This window comes from Pseudomonas sp. NFACC02 (assembly GCF_900110765.1).
Lineage (GTDB): Bacteria > Pseudomonadota > Gammaproteobacteria > Pseudomonadales > Pseudomonadaceae > Aquipseudomonas.
This window is the reverse complement of the sequence record NZ_FOEO01000020.1, coordinates 1-20,776: the sequence shown is the minus strand read 5'-3', so window position 1 is coordinate 20,776 and position 20,776 is coordinate 1. Positions and strand designations below refer to the sequence as shown.

Sequence of the window (20,776 nt, the reverse complement as noted above, 5' to 3'; positions counted from 1 at the left end):
CGCTGATACGCCGCAATCGCGGGCAAACGCGCGCCTGCGACAGACTTGAGCATCCTCAAAAAGCCTTATAAAACATGGCCTGCAGCCATTACGCAGTCTGTCAGTCCCGTCGAACCTTTTTGCAAACATCGAAGTCGGACCCTGTGAGTCGTCCTGCCAACACGGCCTTTTTAGAGGTCCTGAATCGTGGGTCAAAACCGACCAAGCAAGAGGTTAGCGATGTTGATTTCGGTTCAAGCCCTGCGTGCGCTCGCCGCATGGGTGGTTGTGTGTCATCACTTCATGCAGATTTTTTTCGACTTTCATCCCAGCGGCCCGATCGGCCGGTTTTTTACTGAAAAGGGTGCCGTTGGCGTTGACATCTTCTTCGTCATCAGCGGTCTGGTGATCTACCTGTCAACGGTGGACAAGGACATTCCCGCCAGTCGTTTCATGCTCAATCGCATTATCCGTATCGTCCCCGCTTATTGGCTCTACACCGTGGTGATGGGGCTGCTGGTGGTCGTCGCTCACCCGTTGCTACCGCATCAGGTCGTCGACTGGCAGAGCTTTATCCTGTCGCTGATGTTCATTCCGTCTGAAAACCCCGGTGGCTATGGGCTGTACCCGACGCTGAACGTGGGCTGGACGCTGAACTACGAAATGCTGTTCTACGTCCTGTTCTCGATGGTATTCCTGTTTCAACAGCGTATGCGCCCGCTGATCGTCGCGGCCGCGTTGTTCGCCGTGACCGATGTCCTGGGACGTTCGGGCCTGATCAGTCGTTTCTATGCCAACGACATCGTGTATGAATTCCTGCTCGGTATCGGCATCGGGGTCATTTACCGCCGCGGCTGGATCACCGAGCGATTGTGGCTGCCCCTGTTCGCCATCGCCGGTGCGTTGTTGACGATCAAGCACCTTCCGCCCGACCTGCGCATCGTCAATTGGGGGCTGCCCAGCGCGGTGATTGTAGTGGCCTGTATCTCGCTCGAACCGTACATGCGCGGCAGTCGCCTGCTGAAAACCATGGGCGACTGTTCCTATTCGGTGTACCTGCTGCATGTGTTGGTGCTGTACGGCGGCTGGCTGGCCACTCAGCGGTATGGTGTCAATCCATACGTGGCATTCGCCGTGTGCATCCCGGTGATCGCGTTTGGCGCGTGGCTGAGCTACGAGTGGATCGAGAAAGGCTTGTACCGCCGGATGAAAGGCTGGCTGGACAGCAGAAGGGCGGTCAAGGAAGTGGCTGTACCCTGACTGCCAGCATCCCGCGAAGGGGTTGAAGTGATTACCTGAGCGAAATACTGGGACTTTGTCAGTTGCCGTGGAATGGCGTAAACTCCGCCTCACGTCTGCGAGGAATTTTCATGACCGCTATTACTATTACCGATGCCGCCCACGATTACCTGGCCGATCTGCTGCAAAAGCAGAACACCCCCGGCATCGGCATCCGCGTGTTTATTACCCAGCCTGGCACCCAATACGCTGAAACCTGCATTGCCTACTGCAAGCCGGGCGAAGAAAAACCGGAAGACAAAGCCATCGGCCTCAAGAGCTTCACCGCCTGGATCGATTCGTTCAGCGAAGCGTTTCTGGATGATGCCGTGGTCGACTATGCCACTGACCGCATGGGCGGCCAATTGACGATCAAGGCGCCTAACGCCAAGGTGCCGATGGTCAACGCCGACAGTCCGATCAACGAGCGCATCAATTACTATCTGCAAACCGAGATCAACCCAGGTCTGGCGAGCCATGGCGGTCAGGTCACGTTGATCGATGTGGTCGAAGAAGGTGAGGCCAACATCGCCGTGCTGCAGTTCGGTGGCGGTTGCCAGGGTTGCGGTCAGGCTGACGTGACGCTCAAGGAAGGCATTGAGCGCACGTTGCTGGAGCGCATTCCTGAGCTGTCCGGTGTACGTGACGTGACAGACCACACTCAGAAAGAAAACGCTTACTACTGAGTGAATTCTGCTGCACAAAAGCCCCGACTGGTTCGGGGCTTTTTGTTTAGTGCACATTCGTTGTAGGCGCGTGGTTTGTCCCGCGATCTGCCTGGTACCGGTAGCCAACCCCGCGGTGTGTCGGCCAAGACCGAGGTGGCCGATTCTACGGCTGCTGCGCGACAGATCGCTGGCAAGCCAAGCGCCTACGACCTCCGGCCAGCATCAAAACAGGGTCAAGCACGTTTCAAGTCACGGCCTGAACACATGCGCATGCCCGGCCCGATACAACGATGACTCGCTGAACACATCATTGCCCAGCACGCGCCCCACCAGAATCAGGGCCGTACGCCTGAAACCCTTCTCTTGCACCTTTTGTTCGATGTCCGCCAGCGTTCCGACCACCCAATCCTGGTCCGGCCAGCTTGCCCTGTGAACGATTGCGATCGGGCAGTCCGCCCCGTAGTGGGGTGTCAGTTCAGCGACGATCTTTGCGAGATTGTTGACCCCCAGATGAATCGCCATGGTCGCCTTGTGCCGAGCGAGGTCGCTCAACGCTTCGCCTTCCGGCATCGCCGTTTTGTCGCCGTAACGGGTCAGGATTACGCTCTGCGAAATGTCAGGTAGTGTCAGTTCGGCGCCCAGCAGGGCAGCACACGCCGCCGTGGCGGTTACGCCCGGGACGATCTCGAACGGAATTCCCAGCTCACGCAGACAGCGAATTTGCTCACCGATGGCGCCGTACAGGCTCGGATCGCCAGAGTGTACGCGTGCTACATCCTGGCCGTTTGCATGAGCAGATTTCATCAGGCTGACGATCTGTTCCAGGTGCAACTCTGCGCTGTTTGTCACCTGAACCGCCTGGTGACCTTCCAGAACCGCCGCTGGAACCAGCGATCCGGCATAAATGATGACCGGGCAGGTCCGGATCAGGCGTTGACCTTTGACGGTGATCAGGTCCGGATCGCCGGGGCCTGCGCCGATGAAAAAAACGGTCATGGGTTCTCCAGAGGGCAAGCGCTCTTACAACGGGTTGCGTCCAGCCAATGCGAAGGTCGCTCGCGAGCAGTTGCGTCGTTCTATCAACAGACTGGCAGGCGCGCCCGACAGCCGCGACGCCATCGCCAGCGCCGCACTTTCCGCGACGCCGTAACAACCGGTGTGATCGAAAGCTACCTGCGAGCGATGGCTCAGTTGCGGCGCGAAGACCGCCAGTTCATCCGCGCTGAAAAACGCGATTGGTAATTGAAGCTGTTCCGCCAGCGCCAGCAGTCCAGGCTCGGTTGATTTGCTGTCTATAGAGGCCAGGGCGGTGATGTCGCTCAATGCAATCCGGCGCTCCAGCAGACAGACCTCAATCAACCCCAGCAGCACCGACGCAGGACAGCCACGCTGGCAGCCCAGGCCGACCACCCGTATCGCTCGGTGGCCGGGTCTACTCATGCGGCGTGGTTCAGGTCCGCGTGGGCCGATTGTACGGCGCTGCGGCGGAACAGCCAGGCGCTGATCAGGCCCATCGCAATCCAGAACAGCGCGTTGGTCAGCAACGAGGCGATCTTGAATTGTGCTTCCAGTGCTGGCGGCGCCAGCGCCGAATGGACTTGCGGTTGAGGCGCGCCAACGAGGTGTGGAATGACCAGAATCACGGCACCCAGCACTTTCAACAGCCCGTGGCGGGCGAAAACGATCAGCGCCAGCCCGACGGCTGTCGAGGCCGCGGTGCTTGCCCACCAGATTTGCCGCTGGGTAAGGTCGGCTGCCGCCGTGCCTGGCAGTTCAGGCGGCAAGCCCAAGGTTGGCGCGAGGACAAACACGGCAAAGCCCGCCAGTCCCCAAAGTGCGCCCTGGGGAGTGGCGGTGGGCGCGCGCAAGGTGTAGAGCGCGGCCAGCATCAACGCGAAACCCACCGCAACCACCAGGTTGCCGCCGGTGGTGGACAGCACACGCTGCCAGCCATCTTCCGGCTCCCACGCTTCATCGTTGTGGGCATGAGCGGCCATGGCGTCTTCGGCATGCTCATGCTGTTGGGCGGCCGGGGCTTTTTCGTAGGTTTCCGCCTGGAGGATCAAGGGGGCGACCCAGAAGCTTTGCAGCAGGGTCAGCAGCAGGGCGGCGAGCAGTCCCGTGAAACCGGCCGTTTGAACGATTCGCTTGAACATGGCGACAGGTCTCAGTGGCAAGGGAAGGCGGCGCTGTGACGCGTGTCGTGCGCAGCGTTGTGCACGGCGTCGAGATGCGAGAAACCGGCGAAGTAGACCAGGCATGCGCCAAGCATCATCGCGCTGATGGCGGCGGTCAGACGTTGGGTCTGAGTTGTGACCTGGCTGGAGGTCTGGCGGGTGGTGCTGATCGACATGGCGCTTCCCTCTGGAATGTCGGCGGACGGGAAGGCGCAAGGCACACGGCGGACGAGCGTCAGCCGTGAACTCAACAGCGCCCGCCCACCGCGGGTTTGTTATGTGTCGTTGTCGGGCCGGTCTCCGGGCTTGCGAGGGACACGTGCAACCGCCACATGCCTTCAAGAATCGCCTTCCCATATCGCTACCGACACAGTGGATCTGACTCTTCGCTCGCTTACCGTTGCGGGGGCAGCGCCGGACTTGCACACACCTTGAGGTCTGCGCGCACCGGTTTCCCGTTTCACCCTGTGAAGGGCACCCGTAACAAGGCGTGTAGGAGAGCACGGTGCCGGGCGTCAGTCAATCCGCAGGGCTGGTCACCTCAGGGGCTGCCGTTTGCTCGTTGACCTTCGCCTGACCACTGCGTAGCCTTGCGCACTTGAGGTTCGCCGGCTCGGGATTCCCGACATCGGCGCTAAGAAGGGAATGCGGTACATGCCGCAGCTGCCCCCGCAACTGTAAACGGTCATGTTCATTGCACAGCCACTGCGCGAGCGGGAAGGCGTGATGAACGCGAGAGGCCTGACGACCGCGTCAACCACTTCGCCGCCGTGAGCCAGGAGACCTGCCTCAAAGAAGGGCCTGCTTTCAAAGCACCGCCCTGCGAATTCTCATACAACCGGGCGGGGTGATCCGGTGGCGAATCGAATGGCGAGCCTGTCGATACCGGAGGCTGCGCGGTTCTCGTCCTGCTTGCCCGCCGCAACGCCATAGGGCATCCGATGAAAACACTGGCCAAACTCCCTGTCACCATCGTCACCGGCTTTCTCGGTTCGGGCAAAACCACCCTGTTGCGCCACATGCTCGATCACGCCGAAGGGCGCCGTATCGCGGTGATCGTCAACGAGTTCGGCGAGCTGGGCATCGACGGCGAAATCCTCAAGCAATGCACCATCGGCTGCACCGAAGAAGAAGCCAGCGGCCGGGTCTATGAACTCGCCAACGGCTGCCTGTGCTGCACCGTGCAGGAAGAGTTCTTTCCGGTGATGCAGGAACTGGTCGCCCGCCGTGGTGATCTGGACCATATCCTCATCGAAACCTCTGGACTTGCTCTGCCCAAACCGCTGGTTCAAGCGTTCCAGTGGCCTGAGATCCGCAATGCCTGCACCGTTGACGCGGTCATCACCGTGGTCGACAGCCCGGCCGTGGTCGCTGGCACCTTTGCGGCATTCCCGGATCAGGTCGATGCACAGCGCAAGCTCGATCCGAACCTGGACCACGAGTCCCCGTTGCACGAGCTGTTCGCCGACCAACTGGCCAGCGCTGATCTGGTCATCCTCAACAAGGCCGACATGCTCGACCCTCAGGCATTGGCCGCGGTGCGTGCCGAAGTCGCCGAAGAGCTGCCGCCTGCGGTGAAAGTCATCGAGGCGAGCAAAGGTCAGTTGCCGATCAGCGTCCTGCTGGGGCTGGGCGCCGAGTCAGAGCTTCACATCGACGGCCGCAAGACGCACCACGATCACCACGAGGGCGACGACCACGACGATCACGACCACGACGCCTTCGACTCGATTTCCATTTCGCTGCCGCAAGCCGACGAAGCCTTGTTGCTCGACGCCCTGACCCAGGCGGTCGTCCAGCACGGCATCCTGCGCGTCAAGGGCTTCGCCGCCATTCCCGGCAAACCGATGCGCTTGTTGGTGCAGGGCGTCGGCACCCGTTTCGACAAACACTTCGACCGTGCCTGGAAAGCGGACGAAGAGCGCGTGACCCATCTGGTGCTGATCGGCCAGGAGCTCGACGCCGGCGTGCTTGAGGCTCAATTGCGCGCCGCCGTCACGGCGGCCGAGATCAAAGGCTAAGCCATGCACCTGCTGCGCACCCAGCCCGGTGGCTTCGTCCCCGACGACAGCATCGCTGACCTTGGGCAAACCCCCGCCGAGCTGGTGATTCTGTGCAGCGGCGATTCCCATCTGGCCTTACTCGCGGAAACCGCGCAGCAATTGCCGGACGATTACCCCAGCTTGCGTCTGGCCAACCCCATGCAGGTGCAGAACCATGCGTCGGTGGACCTTTATGTCGACGAAGTGCTGCGCCATGCCAAGGTCATTGTCGTTTCCCTGCACGGCGGCATTGGTTACTGGCGTTATGGCGTCGAACGACTGGTGGAACTGGCGGCGGCCTCTAAAAAAAGCGGCGTGAAACTGATTCTGGTCCCCGGCGACGATCGCCCCGATCCAGAGCTCAGCGACCTGAGCACTGAACCCGCCGAAGACCGTGACCGGCTTTGGCACTATCTGCGCCAGGGTGGCAAGCAGAATGCGCTGGAGCTGTTCCGGTGCATCGCCAATCGTTGGCTGGCCCGCGATTATCCATGGGTCGAGCCACAGACGTTGCCGCGCACGGCGATTTATCACCCCGCCAAGTCTCAGGCCAGTGTCGCCGACTGGCAGGCAGACTGGCGCGTGGATCACCCGGTGGCGGCGGTTTTGTTCTATCGCTCGCACCTGCAAGCGGCCAACACCGGTTTCATTGATGTTTTCTGCCAGCGGTTACTGGCGCAAGGCTTGAACCCGTTGCCCATCGCCGTCGCCAGCCTTAAAGAGCCGGCGTGCCTGGCCACCGTGCAGGACTGGCTGGACGAGACGAATTGCGAGGTCATCCTCAACACCACCGGTTTCGCCCAGTCGAACCCGGAAGCGCCTCATTTGCGCCCGTTCCGGCGCGCTGTTCCGGTCATCCAGGCCATCTGCGCGCAGGACAACGAACCGGCCTGGCAGGCCAGCGAGCAAGGGCTTGGCGCACGCGATCTGGCGATGCACATCGCCTTGCCGGAGCTGGACGGACGCATCATCAGCCGCCCGATCAGCTTCAAAGACCTGGCCTGGTACAGCGAGCGCAGTCAGTCCGACGTGGTCTGTTATCGCGCGCAACCGGAGCGCATGGACTTCGTCGCCGAACTGGCACGGCGCTGGGTGCTGCTGGCGCGTACCGAGCATGCCGACAAACGCGTGGCGCTGATTCTGGCGAATTACCCGACCCGGGATGGCCGTATCGGTAACGGTGTGGGGCTGGACACGCCTGCGGCGGCGCTGAACATCCTCACCGCCATGCAGGGCGAAGGCTATCCCGTGGAAGGGTTGCCAGACAGCGGCACGGCGCTGATTCACGCCTTGCTCGGCGGCGTGACCAATGACCCCGACAGTCTCGACCAACGGCCTTGTCATCAGAGCATGGCCATGGACGAGTACCTGGCTGCATTTCACGCATTGCCCGAAGCCAATCGCACGGCCGTGATCGAGCGGTGGGGCCATCCCTCGCACGATCCGATGTGCCGCAACGGCCGAATGATGGTCGCCGGGCTGCGCTTTGGCATGACCTTCGTGGGCATTCAACCGGCACGGGGCTACAACGTCGATCACAGTGCGGTGTACCACGATCCCGATCTGGTGCCGCCCCATGGTTATCTGGCGTTTTATTTCTGGTTGCGCAAAAGCTACGGCGCGCATGCCGTGATTCACGTGGGCAAGCACGGCAATCTGGAGTGGTTGCCCGGCAAAGGCGTCGGACTGTCGGAACACTGCTGGCCGGACGCGATCCTGGGTGCCATGCCGAACATCTATCCGTTCATCGTCAACGATCCGGGCGAGGGCGCACAAGCCAAGCGGCGTACCCAGGCCGTGATCATCGATCACCTGATGCCGCCGCTGACCCGCGCCGAAACCTACGGGCCGCTGCGCAACCTGGAACTGCTGGCGGACGAATATTACGAAGCCCAGTTGCTCGACCCTCGGCGCGCACGCGAGCTGCAGAAAGACATCCTCAGTCTGGTCCGCGAAACCCATATTGATCGCGAACTGGCGCTGGAAGAACATCTCGACAGCGATGCCGATGCGGCGATCTGGTTGCCGCGGCTGGACACTTATCTGTGCGACTTGAAAGAGTCGCAGATACGCGACGGTTTGCATGTGTTCGGCGAGTCGCCCACCGGGCGACTGCGTATCGATACCTTGCTGGCGATGCTGCGGGTGCCCCGTGGCGACGGTCGCGGCGCGCAGGCGAGCCTTTTGCGCGCCTTGAGCAAGGCGTTGGCGCTGGATTTCGACCCGCTGGACTGCGTGCTCGGCGAACCGTGGAACGGTCCACAACCTCATGTTCTGCGTGAAGTGAGCGCGGAACCGTGGCGGACGGTCGGCGATACGCGCGAACGGCTGGAGCTCTATGCGGCGCGACTGATCGAGCAAGTCGTCGCGGGTAATAGCTGCATAGATGTTTTTGAAAACAACGAGTTATACGAGGTTATTGAAGCAGTAAGGGAGGTCGTTGTGCCTCGTCTTGATGCTTGTGGACCGGCTGAAATGCGGGGACTGCTGGACGCGTTGAGCGGACGATTCGTGCCAGCCGGACCCAGCGGCGCACCCAGTCGCGGGCGGCTGGACGTGCTGCCGACCGGGCGTAACTTCTTCTCCGTGGACGTGCGCAACCTGCCGACCATGACTGCGTGGCGCATCGGCTTCCAGTCGGCCAATCTCTTGCTGGAGAGGCACTTACAGGACAATGGTGATTACTTACGTCAATTGGGTCTGTCGGTCTGGGGCACCGCCACCATGCGTACTGGCGGTGACGACATCGCTCAGGCGATGGCGCTGATGGGCGTGCGCCCGGTGTGGGCGACCGGCAGCCAGCGGGTCGACGACTTCGAGATTCTGCCGCTGAGCTTGCTGGACCGCCCTCGAGTGGACGTGACGTTGCGGGTCTCCGGCTTTTTCCGCGATGCCTTCGCCAACCTGATTCGCTTGTTCGATGCCGCCGTGCAAGCCGTGGCGGCGCTGGATGAACCGGATGACATGAACCCGCTGGCGGCCCGCGTCCGTCAGGAGCGGGCGCAGCTCAAGCGGGAGGGCTTGAGCGACGAGCAAGCGGCTAAGCAGGCGGGGTGGCGGATCTTTGGTGCCAAACCCGGCGCTTACGGTGCGGGTGTGCAAAGCGCCATCGACGGCCGCTTATGGCAAACAAGGGAAGACCTGGCCGAGGTCTACCTGAACTGGGGCGGATACGCCTACGGGGCGACCGATGAAGGCACGCCGGCTCGGGCCGACTTTGCCAAACGCCTGAGTCAGGTGCAGGCCGTGGTGCAGAACCAGGACAACCGCGAGCACGACCTGCTCGATTCCAATGACTATTACCAGTTCCAGGGCGGCATGCTGGCCGCTGTGGAAACCCTGAGTGGCGAAGCGGTCGCCAGCTACCATGGCGATCACAGTCAACCCGATCTGCCGAAGATTCGCAGCCTCAAGGAAGAACTGAACCGGGTGGTGCGCTCCCGTGCGGCCAATCCGAAGTGGATTGAAGGGGTCAAACGTCATGGTTACAAGGGCGCGTTTGAGATGGCGGCGACGGTGGATTTCCTGTTCGCTTTCGACGCCACCACCGAGTTGATCGACGATCACCAATACGCGTTGCTGGCGGATGCTTATCTGCTGGATCCGTCGACCCGTGAGTTCATCCAGCAACACAACCCGGACGCCTTGCGTGACATGACCGAACGCATGCTGGAAGCGCAGCAGCGCGGGCTGTGGCGGGCGCCCGGCGCTTACCGCGAGGCGCTGGAAAACCTGTTGCTGGATATAGAAGAGTCTTGATGCTATGCCCGTGCCTCGCGTTGTAAGCCCTTGATTCTGGCCAGAGGCCGGAGCGCGCTTGCCCGCGATGGCATTTTTTCTGTGACGAATGCGCAGCTGACACACTGCAATCGCGGGCAAGCGCGCTCCTACGCCTTTGGCAGAAGCAGATTGTCTCACTCAGAAGTTTTGATGTATCCGAACCCAGAGCATAAAAAATGACAGACACCCCACATTTCCCGCTCGCCGCTGTGGTCGGCGCCGATGAGTTGAAACTGGCGCTGTGCCTGACGGCCATTGACCCGAAAATAGGCGGCGTGCTGATCGAAGGGCCGCGCGGCATGGCCAAATCGACATTGGCGCGCGGGTTGGCGGATCTGTTGGCGAGTGGACAATTTGTCACGCTCCCGCTGGGCGCCACCGAAGAACGGCTGGTCGGCACACTGGACCTTGATGCAGCGCTGGGCGAAGGCCGCGCAAGCTTCTCGCCGGGTGTGCTGGCCAAGGCGGACGGCGGGGTGTTGTACGTCGACGAGGTCAACCTGCTGCCGGACCATCTGGTCGATCTTCTGCTCGACGTCGCGGCCAGTGGGGTCAACCTGGTTGAGCGAGACGGCATTTCCCATCGCCACCCGGCGCGATTCGTTCTGATCGGCACGATGAACCCGGAAGAGGGGGAATTGCGGCCTCAGTTGCTGGACCGGTTCGGCCTGAATGTCGCATTGAGCGGCCAGACCCCGCCACAGCAGCGCGGGCAGATCATTCGTCGCCGGCTGGATTTCGACGCGGCGCCCGAAGCCTTCATCGAACAATGGGCGCACGAACAGCGGGCTCTTCAGGCTCGCTGCGAAACCGCTCGGGGCCTGCTGGCGGGTATCGAACTGGACGACGCGAGCCTGGCAACCATCACCGAGCGTTGCTTTGCGGCAGGCGTCGATGGCCTGCGGGCGGACCTGGTGTGGCTGCGTGCCGCGCGGGCCCATGCCGCGTGGCGCGGCGCATCGTCCATCACCAGCGACGATATCGATACGGTCGCCGAGTTGGCCTTGCGTCACCGCCGGCGTGAGTCTCAAGCGCCTCAGCCCCAGACCTCCGCTGCGCAGGACAACCCGGCGCAATCGCCGCAAAAACCACCTGAACAGGGTGAAGGCAACTGGGGTGAAATGCCTGCGCACCCGGTGGCCACCGGCGCACGTCGAGAAGTGCCGAGCTGGCCAAAAAAGCCCTAGGCATCCGCCCTCGTCACCTGACGGGGGCGGATGCCAGTCCTCGACCCGGCAGGCTTGACGGCGGCAAAAATGGCGCGCCACGTTCCGGTGTCGACGGCGCCATTGCATGGTTCCCCAGTTTGCTGAGAGGACGTCCGCAACGTCATCACGACTTGGTGCGACAACCCCGGACGCGCCGCCCGCAAACCTTGTGGCTGGTGATTGTCGACGCCTCGGCGTCTACCCGACGCCATCAGGCGCTGAGTCAGACGAAGGGCTTCCTCGCTCAGCTGTTCGATGACGCCTACCGTCAACGCGCCCGCCTGGCATTGCTCACCGCCAGCGGCACGCAGGCGCGCTGGCAACATCAGGGGCTGAAGGCGGGGCTGTCATTGCGACCCTGGCTTGATGCGTTGGGTGCGGGAGGGGGAACGCCGCTGTTCGACGCGGTCGAACAGGCGGCTCAATGGCTGAGCAAACGTCATGCGCGTTACCCGGCCGAGGCACAGCGGGTCATCATCCTCACGGATGGCCGCATAAAGGAGATGCCTGCGCTGAATGCCTTTCATTGCCCGAGTCTGCTGGTCGACATCGAGCAAGGGCCAATCCGTTTGGGCAGAGCGCCTGAAATAGCCCGCCAATTGAAAGCGGACTACCGGCATATCAATGAGCTGACCGTCCTGCGCGCTGGCGCGAGTGCTTCCTCGTCTTACAGGTCGTAGCCCTGCGAAGGGGCGATCAGGCTGGCATGGTCCAAGGCTCGAGGCTGTAGCCTTCGCCGCTGATTTCAGCACGGGCCTGCTCCAGAAACTGCGCCAGTTGCTTTGGATCTGAGTAAGCGCTGCTGGGAATCTGTTTGCGACCGATACGGGTGCTGGTGCGATCGATGACCGTCAGGCTCAGCTCGCCGTTGCCGTCTTGTGGCGCCCAGGCCACGCACTGGAAGGGTTCGAAGGCGTGACCGGCGATCAGTAAGGCATCGTTAAAGCGCAAGGGGGCGTTCATGGAAAATCCTCAGGTGCCCGTATCAGTTCAGTCCTCCGGACGGCGGGCGTCCCGTTCGGTTGGATACTTGTACTGATGACCGGCGGCGGGGGGTAAGTCACAATGTATTTCGTTTTTTTTCTTTTTATTTCGGTTCTTCCTACATTTTTCTCACTCCCCCTCGTATTTCTTGAGGCGCTGTTGAGCGTTCCACCTCTAAACCATCTGCTTGATTACTTCTTTCACGCACATCAGCGACCTTTAAGCACTTTTTGATCTTAGGCATATATTTAATCGGTCCAAGCGCGTGTCAAAAATTTGCTAATGTAAAGGCCAGAGTCGCCAAGACACTGTTTCTGAAAATGTTTTTTCTACGGAATATTATCCGAATCCTGGCGCCAAGGAATTTCATATGCACGAACTGGCATCGATCCGCCGCCTGTTAATTGTCGAACCATGTGAAGAATGTCTGCGTCTGATTCCGGGGCTTCGCGTCGCAGGCTGGGAGGTGGACAGCTGCACGCTTGAGATGGCAGCTTCCCGCGCGTGTGACGTCGGGCTGATCCGTTTGATGCCGCAGCATTTTGAACAGCCTCAACTGATCAAGGAGCTGATCACCCGTAGTCACGCTGAATGGATTGCCGTGGTGACCGCCGATGACTTGCGTCGTGAGCTGATCGGCGATTTTGTCTGCGAGTGGTTCTTCGATTTCCATACCCTGCCGTTCGATGTGGCCCGGGTTCAAGTCACCCTTGGCCGTGCCTACGGTATGGCTCGACTGCGCGCGCAAGGCGCCAGTTACGGAGATGGGCAGGCGCATGAACTGCTCGGGGAGAGTCGTCCGATCCGTGAGCTACGCCGTTTGTTAACCAAACTGGCGCCCACTGAGTCGCCCGTGTTGATACGGGGAGAAACCGGTACTGGCAAGGAGCTGGTGGCGCGCACGCTTCACCTGCAGTCTCAGCGCCGGAACCAGCCCTTCGTTTCCATCAATTGCAGCACGGTCGGTGAAGATGATTTGCAGGCCCAGTTGTTTGGCCATGGAGAGGTCGGCCTCGGCGGCGCCCAGCAACGAAGGATCGGATGCATCGAAGCGGCCAACGGCGGAACCTTGTTCCTCGATGAAATTGGCGACCTGCCGCTCGATGTTCAGGCCAACCTATTGCGTTTCCTGCAGGATCGACACATTGAAGTCAACGGTGGGCGCGTCGCGGTGGACGTGCGAATTCTAGCGGCGACCCATGTCGACCTTGAAGCCGCCATTCGCAAGAAACGCTTCCGCGAGGACCTGTATTACCGGTTGAACGTGCTGCAGGTCGGCACCGCGCCATTGCGCGAGCGGCATGGTGATCTGGCGTTACTGGCCAATCATTTCGCGCATTTCTACAGCCAGGAAACCGGTCGCCGTCCCCGAAACTTCAGTCAGGATGCGCTGGTCGCCATGGGCAAGCATGACTGGCCAGGGAATGTCCGTGAATTGGAGAATCGTGTTCGTCGTGGTCTGGTATTGGCCGAGGGCAGGCAGATCGAAGCGTTTGATCTGGGCTTGCTGGGCGAGGAAGAAATCAGCTCGAGCATGGGCACGCTGGAGGAATACAAATCCCGCGCAGAACGTCAGGCGCTGTGTGACGTGCTCACGCGTCACAGCGATAACCTCAGCGTGGCGGCCAAAGTGCTCGGGATCTCCCGGCCGACGTTTTACCGGTTGCTGCACAAACATCAAATTCGTTAACACCCGGATCGCAGAGCAGGGGGGCCTCTGCGCGCCAGATTCAACCGCCCATGTCGGTACATCGCACCGAGGCAGATCGTCTGTTTCGAAACAATGTGCTTGTACGGGTGGCTAACTCGCCGTGCCAAGCAATGCTTCAACCGCCTCGAACGCACGTGCCATGCGGTAGCTCCAAGTGCCCTCGATGACTTCGTACCTTTGCCCATGCCGGTCGAGCCACTCGCGACTGGCTTCGAAGAATGCCTGCCGCTCACTGAGCAAGGGCTGGCAGCGCTGACCGTCGCTTACCCATTCGACGCCGTCTGGTGAAAGCAACAGGTGCAAATCGTACCGTCGTCTCAGGAGTTCCTGTTCAAGCCACGGCGGGCAATCTGCGAACAGGGCCTGACTCCACAGGATGTTGCTCAGCAGATGGGTGTCAAGGATCAGCAGTTCCGGGGCGCGGGAGCGTGCTTCGTCTTCCCTGGCCAGTTGCCCGCGCGCGATGACGGGAATGTCCGCATAACAGGTTTCACGCTGCTCCTGTTCAATGAAGGTCCGTACGTACTCACTCACCAGCTCACCGCCAAAGCGCTGCTGGATATGCTCGGCCAGCCAGCTTTTGCCGCTGGACTCAGGGCCTGCCAATACCAGAACTTTCATGCCGTGTTTCAGCGGGCGAGCGCGGGGTCGGCGCGCCAGTCACGCCAGCCCTGTACGGCCAGCAAGGTGAACAGCGCGTACAGGGCCGCCGTCAGGTACAGCGCTTTATAAAGGAACAGCCCGACGAAAATGACGTCGAGAACAATCCACAACGGCCAGCATTGCACGCGTTTCTGCGCCATCCACACCTGCGCGACGAGGCTGAATCCGGTCAGCGCGGCGTCCAGCCAGGGTTGCGCGGCGTCGGTGAAGTGCGCCATTGCCGCGCCCAATATCAGACTCACCACCGCGCCTGCGGCCAGACTCAACGTCAGGGCACCGCCGCGCAGGTACGTCACGCGGCGGCCGTCGACGACGTCGCCGCGCCGCGTCCATTGCCACCAGCCATACAATTGCAACACGGCGTAGACACCCTGCAGCAGCATGTCTGAATACAGCTTCACATCGAAAAAGATCCAGATGTAGAGCAGCACCATGATCAGTCCGATCGGCCAGCACCACGGGTTCTGTTTGACTGTCAGCCAGACGGCAATGACACCGAGTGCAGCGGCGAACAGTTCAAGCCCGGACATGAAAACTCCTATGGAGAGGGAAAGGGTAAAGGGCCGCGATTGTAAGCCGTTTATGAACCATTGTGGCGTGTTGAATCAAAGGGAAGTACCTGAGCATTGCTCATAGGAAAAACATTAGCGAACCGTCCGTTACGTCAAGGTCTGCGCGTCAATATCCATGCTAGAGCGTTCGCCGTGCCGGTCTGTTAGGATCGCGGCGCTCGCGTGCTTGAGCCCGCAGTCTTGACTGTTCATGCGGTTTTTACATCGGACCGTTTAACGTGCACTGAACAGTGCTCAAAACATATCAAGAGAGCTTCGCCACGAGCAGGCTCCATTCTGGGGGAATGATGGATCTTTGGACCGCCGCACAGGCGTTAATACTTGGGGTCGTGGAAGGGCTGACGGAGTTCTTGCCGATCTCCAGCACCGGTCACCAGATCATTGTGGCCGACGTGATCGGCTTTGGCGGCGAACGGGCGATGGCATTCAACATCATCATTCAGCTGGGGGCGATCCTGGCGGTGATGTGGGAGTTCCGGCACAAGATTGTCGATGTCGTGACTGGGCTTTCGACCCAGCCGCAGGCGCGCCGCTTTACCCTGAATCTGATCATCGGTGTGTTACCGGCCGTTGTGCTCGGCGTGATGTTTTCGGACCTGATCCACCATTACCTGTTCAACCCGATCACGGTGGCGGCCGCGTTGGTTGTCGGTGGTTTCATCATGTTGTGGGCGGAGCGGCGCCAGCATGAGGTCCATGCCGAGTCCGTGGACGAGATGACCTGGGCCGATGCGCTCAAGGTGGGTTTTGCCCAGTGTCTGGCGATGATCCCTGGCACGTCGCGCTCGGGCTCGACCATAATCGGCGGATTGTTGTTTGGTCTGTCTCGCAAGACCGCCACCGAGTTCTCGTTCTTCCTGGCGATGCCGACCATGATCGCCGCGTCGTTCTACTCGGGGTACAAGTATCGCAATCTGTTCCAGCCCGATGATTTCGCGGTGTTTGCGGTGGGCTTCATTACCTCATTCATCTTCGCCATGATCGCCGTGCGCGGCTTGCTCAAATTCATTGCGACGCACAGTTATGCGGTGTTCGCCTGGTATCGAATTGCGTTTGGATTGCTGATTCTGGCGACCTGGGTCTTCGGCTGGGTCGACTGGTCCAATGTGCAGCCGTGACATGATGAATGCGCGTGTTCAACCCAAGGCCCACAAGCGTACCGAGAAGACGCCCGTGCGCTGGCTCCCGTTCAAGCTGTCGGTGCTGGTGTTGCTCTGCGCCTTGCCGGCGTACGGGGTGCTGTCAATCGGTTTACACGGCGGCTCCTGGCTGCCGGCGGCGATCTACCCCGTGATGAGCGTCATCGCTTTCGCGCTGTATGGTCATGACAAAAGACAGGCGCGAACCCAGGGCCAACGCACACCCGAGAAGCGCCTGCATGCCGCCGAGCTCCTGGGTGGCTGGCCCGGCGCACTGGTCGCCCAGCAGGTTTTTCGGCACAAGACGCGCAAGCTGTCGTACCAGGCCGTCCTCTGGCTGGTAGTGCTGTTGCATGAACTGTTCTGGATCGATCAACTACTGGTGGGCGGCAATTTTCTTGCCCGGCATTTTTTCTGAATTCGCGCCGTGTTCAAAGCGCTAGCGCCGCATTCAAAGCACTAGCGCAGCGTTCAACGCGCTAGCGCTTCAAGGCGACTTGTCGGTGTTTGGGCAGTTTGCTGACCACCAATTGGTGGGAGCGGATCAGCAGCTCACACAGCTCGTCCTTGCCCATCGCGTACGGATGAGCAAGGCTGATCCAGTAAGCGCGGGCCAGGTACGGTGCCGGGCGGATGCCGGGCCGGTCGACATAACTGAGAAACAGATCTGGGCCGACCTTGAACGCAAGGTCGTTGCCGCTCAGTCCGATGACCGCGAACATCTTGGTTTCCGCGATGGAGAACACCCGCACGCCACCCCATTTGTAGTCTTCCCGAGCGCCGGGGAGGCTAAGGCAAAAAGCTGCGACGTCTTCAGTGTCCATGCGATCTCCTGGTGAACAAAAAGGTTGCCGGGTGCACGTTTTATCAGAATCGTGTGGGAGCGTCTGCCGATGACAGCGGTCAGGCAGGGCGGTTTGCGTATCGCCCGCTGTCACGTCAGGGGTTTCGTCTGAACGCCGCCAACCGAGTGTGCGGTGAATTCCGCCGCGACGTGATCGATCCATGCCCGCACCGCTGGCAGCGCTCCACGACGCCGTGTATAGGCGGCTTGAAGGTTTCCACTGGGCATCGACCAGTCGGGCAGCAAGCGCACCAGTGTCCCGTCCGAGAGTGCGTCCTGGCAGTCAATCATCGGCAGCATCGTTATGCCCAGTCCGGCCAGCGCGGCAGCCTTGCGGATCGGGAAGTCGTCGACGGCCAGGCGCGGCTCCAGTACCACTTCCTGTCGCCGGCCATTCTGATGCACCAATTGGTAGTGCACCTTGCGATCTGCTTCTATTGCGCCGAGCACCGGCAACGGGTACAGATCTTCCGGCGTCTGTATGTGCTTGCCGGCCACGAATGCGGGAGAAGCAACCAGTACCGCTTCCGCTGGCGCCAGTTGACGAACGATCAGGGTGGGGTCCTCGTCACCGATGTCTCGCACACGCAGCGCGACATCGATGCCTTCGTTGACGAGGTCGACCCGGCGATTCACCAGCAACAACTCAAGCTGAACCTGCGGATAATGGGCAAGGAACGTCGCGACGGTGCCGCTCAGGTTCCAATGGGTCATGCCGAGCGGGCAGGAGACGCGCAGGCGACCTCGGGGTTCGGCCGAGAGCGTGGCCACGGCCTCATCCGCCATCTCAGCTTCCAGCAACATCGCCTGACAGTGTTGCAGGTAGCGCTCGCCGACGGCGGTGAGGGCCAGTTTGCGCGTGGTCCGCTGCAGCAGGCTGGCGTTGAGCCGGGCTTCCAGTTCGGCAATCCGCCGCGACAGCCGTGACTTGGGGATACCCAGGGTGCGTCCGGCAGCCGCGAAACCGCCGCACTCGACCACTTTGGCAAAATAATAAAGATCGTTGAGGTCTTGCATGCTGTGCTCGATTGTCCTGCTGGTGGGACAAACTATCGCATTTTTGCCGACTAATCAGTCATTGTCTTCCACGGTAGGATGATCGCCACTTGATCGCCAAGCGGCGATTCTCACTTGGGAAGCACGTTATGAAACTTTTACACATCGACTCCAGCATCCTCGGCGACCACTCCGCTTCGCGCCAACTGAGCCGTAGCGTCGTTCAGTCGTTCACCGCCGCCCAACCGAACACGCAAGTGGTCTATCGCGACCTGGCCAACGATGCGCTGAGCCATTTCTCCGGCGCTACGCTGGCAGCCGCCGGTACGCCCGTTGAAGGCCGTGATGCGGCGCAGAAGCTGGAAGTGGAAACCAACGAAGCCACGCTGGAAGAGTTCCTGTCGTCGGACGTCGTGGTCATCGGTGCACCGATGTACAACTTCACGATTCCAAGCCAACTGAAGGCGTGGATTGACCGCATCACCGTTGCCGGTCGCACCTTTCGTTACACCGAAGCCGGTCCGGAAGGCCTGTGCAAGGGCAAGAAAGTGGTGATCGTTTCCACCGCCGGCGGTCTGCATCAGGGCCAGCCGACCAGCGTGGGGCATGAAGACCTGCTCAAGGTGCTTTTCGGATTCATTGGTGTCACCGACCTGCAGTTCGTGTTCGCCCACGGCCTGGCCTACGGTGACGAACCCCGCGCCAACGCCATGAACGCCGCACAGAAACACATCGAAGAAACGCTGTTCGCCTGATTGTCGAGGCAGGCGCTGCCGGTTGGCGACGCTTTCCGCAAACCTGCCGTACACGCTGTTCGAGCCACCCAAGCCCCATCGCCCGAGGCTCGCAGCCAACGGGCGCCGGGGCTTTTGTCGTTTTTCTGGCCTTTAAAATGCAGCGTTCAGCTTCGCGACAGCCTTTGCGATTTCTTTGCGCGTAACCTCGCTGGGGTTGCAGTAAAATCGCTGCGGAGTCGGCTTGTGTTTTGTGTTATTCGGCCAGTGCCCGTTATTTTTCCGAGCTTGGCCCGCCTTGTGCACTATTGATCTAACAACATCTCTGAATGTTATCGATGGCGATGTGTCAGATGGCTACAGACACCGTTTCACAAGGACCTCAGGCCGCAGGCGTCTGAATCGGAAAGCACGGATTGATAAGGTGAGGGGCATTGCAATGATGCGTCTTTGTGCAGTGATGGTCATAAGCCTGTTCAGCAGCCTGATTTCGGTGCAGGCCAGTGAGCCGGAGACCTGGAGCGTAGGCTTTCACGAGCTGACGTTCCCTGATCCGCTGGACGCTCGGCCCATGCACGCCTACGCCTTTTATCCCTCGACGGACGACGAGAAGGTCACTCGTGTTCAGGGTTATCCCATCGAAGCGACTGAAGACGCGAAAATCGCCATGGGGCGCTTTCCGCTGCTGATGCTTTCTCACGGCAATACCGGCACACCGCTTGCTCAGCACGACCTGGCGACATCGCTGGCTCGTAAGGGGTTTGTGGTGGTGGCCGTTTTTCATCCAGGCGATAACTACCTGGATCACAGTCGTCTGGGTAGCTTGAGTAATCTGTACGGAAGACCACTGCAAATCTCCGAGGCCATCAGCGCCGCGTTGCTCGATCCCATGCTCTCTCCGTACATCAGTGCCCGCCGGGTCGGCGTCATCGGCTATTCGGCGGGCGGTGAAACGGCGCTGATTCTGGCAGGTGCGCAACCTGATCTGCAGCGTTTGCGTCATTACTGCACGCAACGCCCTCAAGACCGTGATGCGTGCAAGACTCAGGGTGAACTGCTGGCTGACCGTGACGATTTGCACGCTCACGCCGACCCGCGCGTCGGCGCCCTGATGTTGATGGCGCCGCTGGGACTGATGTTCGGTCGCCATACCCTGGCGGATGTTCATGTGCCCGTGCTGCTGTACAGCGGCGACGGCGACGAGTTGCTGGCCATCGACAAAAACGCTGAAGCGTTGGCGCGCAAGCTGCCCGAGGTGTCGGACTTCAAACTGCTGGCCGGTGCCGGGCACTTTGTGTTCATGGCCCCGTGTGACGACGAACAACGGGCTACCCAGCCGGTGTTGTGTACCGATGCTATCGGTGTCGACCGCGAAGACATTCACCGCAACCTGAGCAGTGAAGCGGTGCGGTTCTTCGGTACGGCGTTGGGCGCACCGACCAGTACGGCGGGTATGCAGACAGCAGTGCATCGTCAGTGAGGTCCGATTGCTCCCACGGCCTTCGGCCAGAATCAACGGCAGGCGGCACACCGTCCGATCGAGAACCTGGGTTTATCGAGACACTGCTTCTGCCCGCAGGGTGTGGCAACTGTCTTTCTCGCAACACATGTTCAGCTTCATCGAAGGCTGCTGCCTGCAAGGCGTAGGAGCGCGCTTGCTCTGGGCCGCACTCGGACGATCTGCCGCGCAGCGGTAACAAAATCAGGCGACTCGGTTGTACCTGATACACCGCATGCACCGGTCTTGCTGCCGGTTCCCGGCAGATCGCGGGACAAGCCACGCTCCTACAAGAGAGAGTGGTGTACGGGAAATGGATGCACGAACCAAGAATGCGAGGAGCGTTAGCTCCAGCCCGCGCTGTTCATATGCGCGACAGTCCAGACACCGCAAATCGCGACTTGGGTGCAGGCCAAACGCAGACGACGCGCAGTGGGTCGAGCGGCATGGATGCCGCGAGAGCGCCGTCAGGGCATGGATGCCCGTTCGGCGCGGGCCCACGG

The 20,776-nt window shown here is 60.8% G+C and carries 20 protein-coding genes and 2 riboswitches; of the genes, 11 read left to right on the top strand and 9 right to left on the bottom strand.

Features of this window, described 5'->3' with window-relative positions; all coding sequences use genetic code 11:
* Positions 1-219: 219 nt before the first annotated feature.
* Both BMY73_RS16895 and nfuA read left to right on the top strand, forming a co-directional pair.
* Positions 220-1,239, top strand: coding sequence for an acyltransferase family protein (locus BMY73_RS16895; RefSeq protein ID WP_092408495.1), 1,020 nt, complete (start codon positions 220-222; stop codon positions 1,237-1,239).
* A gap of 110 nt (positions 1,240-1,349) precedes the next feature.
* On the top strand, positions 1,350-1,943 hold the full coding sequence (gene nfuA, locus BMY73_RS16890; protein ID WP_062381954.1) for a Fe-S biogenesis protein NfuA: 594 nt from the start codon (positions 1,350-1,352) through the stop codon (positions 1,941-1,943).
* 231 nt (positions 1,944-2,174) lie between these two features.
* Here nfuA and cobM read toward each other — a convergent pair whose 3' ends face one another.
* The 4 genes from cobM to BMY73_RS16870 are packed head-to-tail and all read right to left on the bottom strand — an operon-like array spanning position 2,175 to position 4,278.
* A complete protein-coding gene (cobM, locus tag BMY73_RS16885; RefSeq protein ID WP_092408493.1) occupies positions 2,175-2,921 on the bottom strand; it encodes a precorrin-4 C(11)-methyltransferase in 747 nt (248 codons plus the stop codon).
* Between the two features lie 24 nt (positions 2,922-2,945).
* Positions 2,946-3,365, bottom strand: a complete 420-nt coding sequence (locus BMY73_RS16880) for a cobalamin biosynthesis protein (protein WP_092408491.1) — start codon at positions 3,363-3,365, stop codon at positions 2,946-2,948.
* A complete protein-coding gene (locus BMY73_RS16875; protein WP_092408489.1) occupies positions 3,362-4,081 on the bottom strand; it encodes a CbtA family protein in 720 nt (239 codons plus the stop codon). Before BMY73_RS16875 ends, BMY73_RS16880 begins: the two co-directional genes overlap by 4 nt.
* A gap of 11 nt (positions 4,082-4,092) precedes the next feature.
* A complete protein-coding gene (locus BMY73_RS16870; protein ID WP_062381950.1) occupies positions 4,093-4,278 on the bottom strand; it encodes a CbtB domain-containing protein in 186 nt (61 codons plus the stop codon).
* Positions 4,279-4,375: 97 nt separating this feature from the next.
* A riboswitch (cobalamin riboswitch) is annotated at positions 4,376-4,599 on the bottom strand.
* 87 nt (positions 4,600-4,686) lie between these two features.
* Positions 4,687-4,909, top strand: a riboswitch (cobalamin riboswitch).
* Between the two features lie 134 nt (positions 4,910-5,043).
* Here BMY73_RS16870 and cobW point away from each other — a divergent pair.
* The 4 genes from cobW to BMY73_RS16850 all read left to right on the top strand — a co-directional run bounded on the left by cobW (position 5,044) and on the right by BMY73_RS16850 (position 11,812).
* The gene (gene cobW, locus BMY73_RS16865; protein ID WP_062381949.1) at positions 5,044-6,123 is read left to right on the top strand and encodes a cobalamin biosynthesis protein CobW; all 1,080 of its coding nucleotides are present in this window, start codon (positions 5,044-5,046) and stop codon (positions 6,121-6,123) included.
* A gap of 3 nt (positions 6,124-6,126) precedes the next feature.
* Positions 6,127-9,903, top strand: a complete 3,777-nt coding sequence (cobN, locus tag BMY73_RS16860) for a cobaltochelatase subunit CobN (RefSeq protein ID WP_092408488.1) — start codon at positions 6,127-6,129, stop codon at positions 9,901-9,903.
* Positions 9,904-10,100: 197 nt separating this feature from the next.
* Positions 10,101-11,111, top strand: coding sequence for a magnesium chelatase ATPase subunit I (locus BMY73_RS16855; protein ID WP_092408486.1), 1,011 nt, complete (start codon positions 10,101-10,103; stop codon positions 11,109-11,111).
* A 17-nt stretch (positions 11,112-11,128) separates the two neighbouring features.
* Positions 11,129-11,812 carry a vWA domain-containing protein gene (locus BMY73_RS16850; RefSeq protein WP_092408484.1) on the top strand — a complete coding sequence of 228 codons (684 nt, stop codon included), beginning with the start codon at positions 11,129-11,131 and terminating at the stop codon, positions 11,810-11,812.
* Between the two features lie 16 nt (positions 11,813-11,828).
* Here the strand turns inward: BMY73_RS16850 and BMY73_RS16845 are convergent, their stop codons facing one another.
* A complete protein-coding gene (locus BMY73_RS16845; protein ID WP_065991433.1) occupies positions 11,829-12,095 on the bottom strand; it encodes a hypothetical protein in 267 nt (88 codons plus the stop codon).
* 391 nt (positions 12,096-12,486) lie between these two features.
* On the opposite strand from BMY73_RS16845, the gene BMY73_RS16840 reads away from it, so the two are divergent.
* Entirely contained in the window at positions 12,487-13,806 is a 1,320-nt protein-coding gene (locus tag BMY73_RS16840; protein ID WP_092408482.1) for a sigma-54-dependent transcriptional regulator, read from the top strand.
* A 111-nt stretch (positions 13,807-13,917) separates the two neighbouring features.
* On the opposite strand, the gene BMY73_RS16835 is transcribed toward BMY73_RS16840, so the two are convergent.
* Positions 13,918-14,448 (bottom strand): AAA family ATPase, encoded by a 531-nt coding sequence (locus BMY73_RS16835; RefSeq protein ID WP_092408480.1) that lies wholly within the window; start codon positions 14,446-14,448, stop codon positions 13,918-13,920.
* Between the two features lie 8 nt (positions 14,449-14,456).
* Complete coding sequence (gene pnuC / locus BMY73_RS16830) at positions 14,457-15,020, bottom strand: nicotinamide riboside transporter PnuC (protein WP_092408478.1); 564 nt, start codon at positions 15,018-15,020, stop codon at positions 14,457-14,459.
* Positions 15,021-15,349: 329 nt separating this feature from the next.
* On the opposite strand from pnuC, the gene BMY73_RS16825 reads away from it, so the two are divergent.
* Together BMY73_RS16825 and BMY73_RS16820 are read left to right on the top strand one after the other, a co-directional pair.
* Positions 15,350-16,180, top strand: coding sequence for an undecaprenyl-diphosphate phosphatase (locus tag BMY73_RS16825; protein WP_092408569.1), 831 nt, complete (start codon positions 15,350-15,352; stop codon positions 16,178-16,180).
* A gap of 4 nt (positions 16,181-16,184) precedes the next feature.
* Positions 16,185-16,619 carry a DUF1294 domain-containing protein gene (locus tag BMY73_RS16820; RefSeq protein WP_371914981.1) on the top strand — a complete coding sequence of 145 codons (435 nt, stop codon included), beginning with the start codon at positions 16,185-16,187 and terminating at the stop codon, positions 16,617-16,619.
* A 61-nt stretch (positions 16,620-16,680) separates the two neighbouring features.
* Here BMY73_RS16820 and BMY73_RS16815 read toward each other — a convergent pair whose 3' ends face one another.
* Positions 16,681-17,025 (bottom strand): MmcQ/YjbR family DNA-binding protein, encoded by a 345-nt coding sequence (locus BMY73_RS16815; protein ID WP_092408474.1) that lies wholly within the window; start codon positions 17,023-17,025, stop codon positions 16,681-16,683.
* Between the two features lie 110 nt (positions 17,026-17,135).
* On the bottom strand, positions 17,136-18,062 hold the full coding sequence (locus BMY73_RS16810; RefSeq protein ID WP_092408472.1) for a LysR substrate-binding domain-containing protein: 927 nt from the start codon (positions 18,060-18,062) through the stop codon (positions 17,136-17,138).
* Positions 18,063-18,190: 128 nt separating this feature from the next.
* On the opposite strand from BMY73_RS16810, the gene BMY73_RS16805 reads away from it, so the two are divergent.
* The gene (locus tag BMY73_RS16805) at positions 18,191-18,796 is read left to right on the top strand and encodes an FMN-dependent NADH-azoreductase (RefSeq protein ID WP_092408470.1); all 606 of its coding nucleotides are present in this window, start codon (positions 18,191-18,193) and stop codon (positions 18,794-18,796) included.
* A 418-nt stretch (positions 18,797-19,214) separates the two neighbouring features.
* Complete coding sequence (locus BMY73_RS16800; RefSeq protein WP_092408468.1) at positions 19,215-20,255, top strand: alpha/beta hydrolase family protein; 1,041 nt, start codon at positions 19,215-19,217, stop codon at positions 20,253-20,255.
* Positions 20,256-20,776 lie beyond the last annotated feature (521 nt).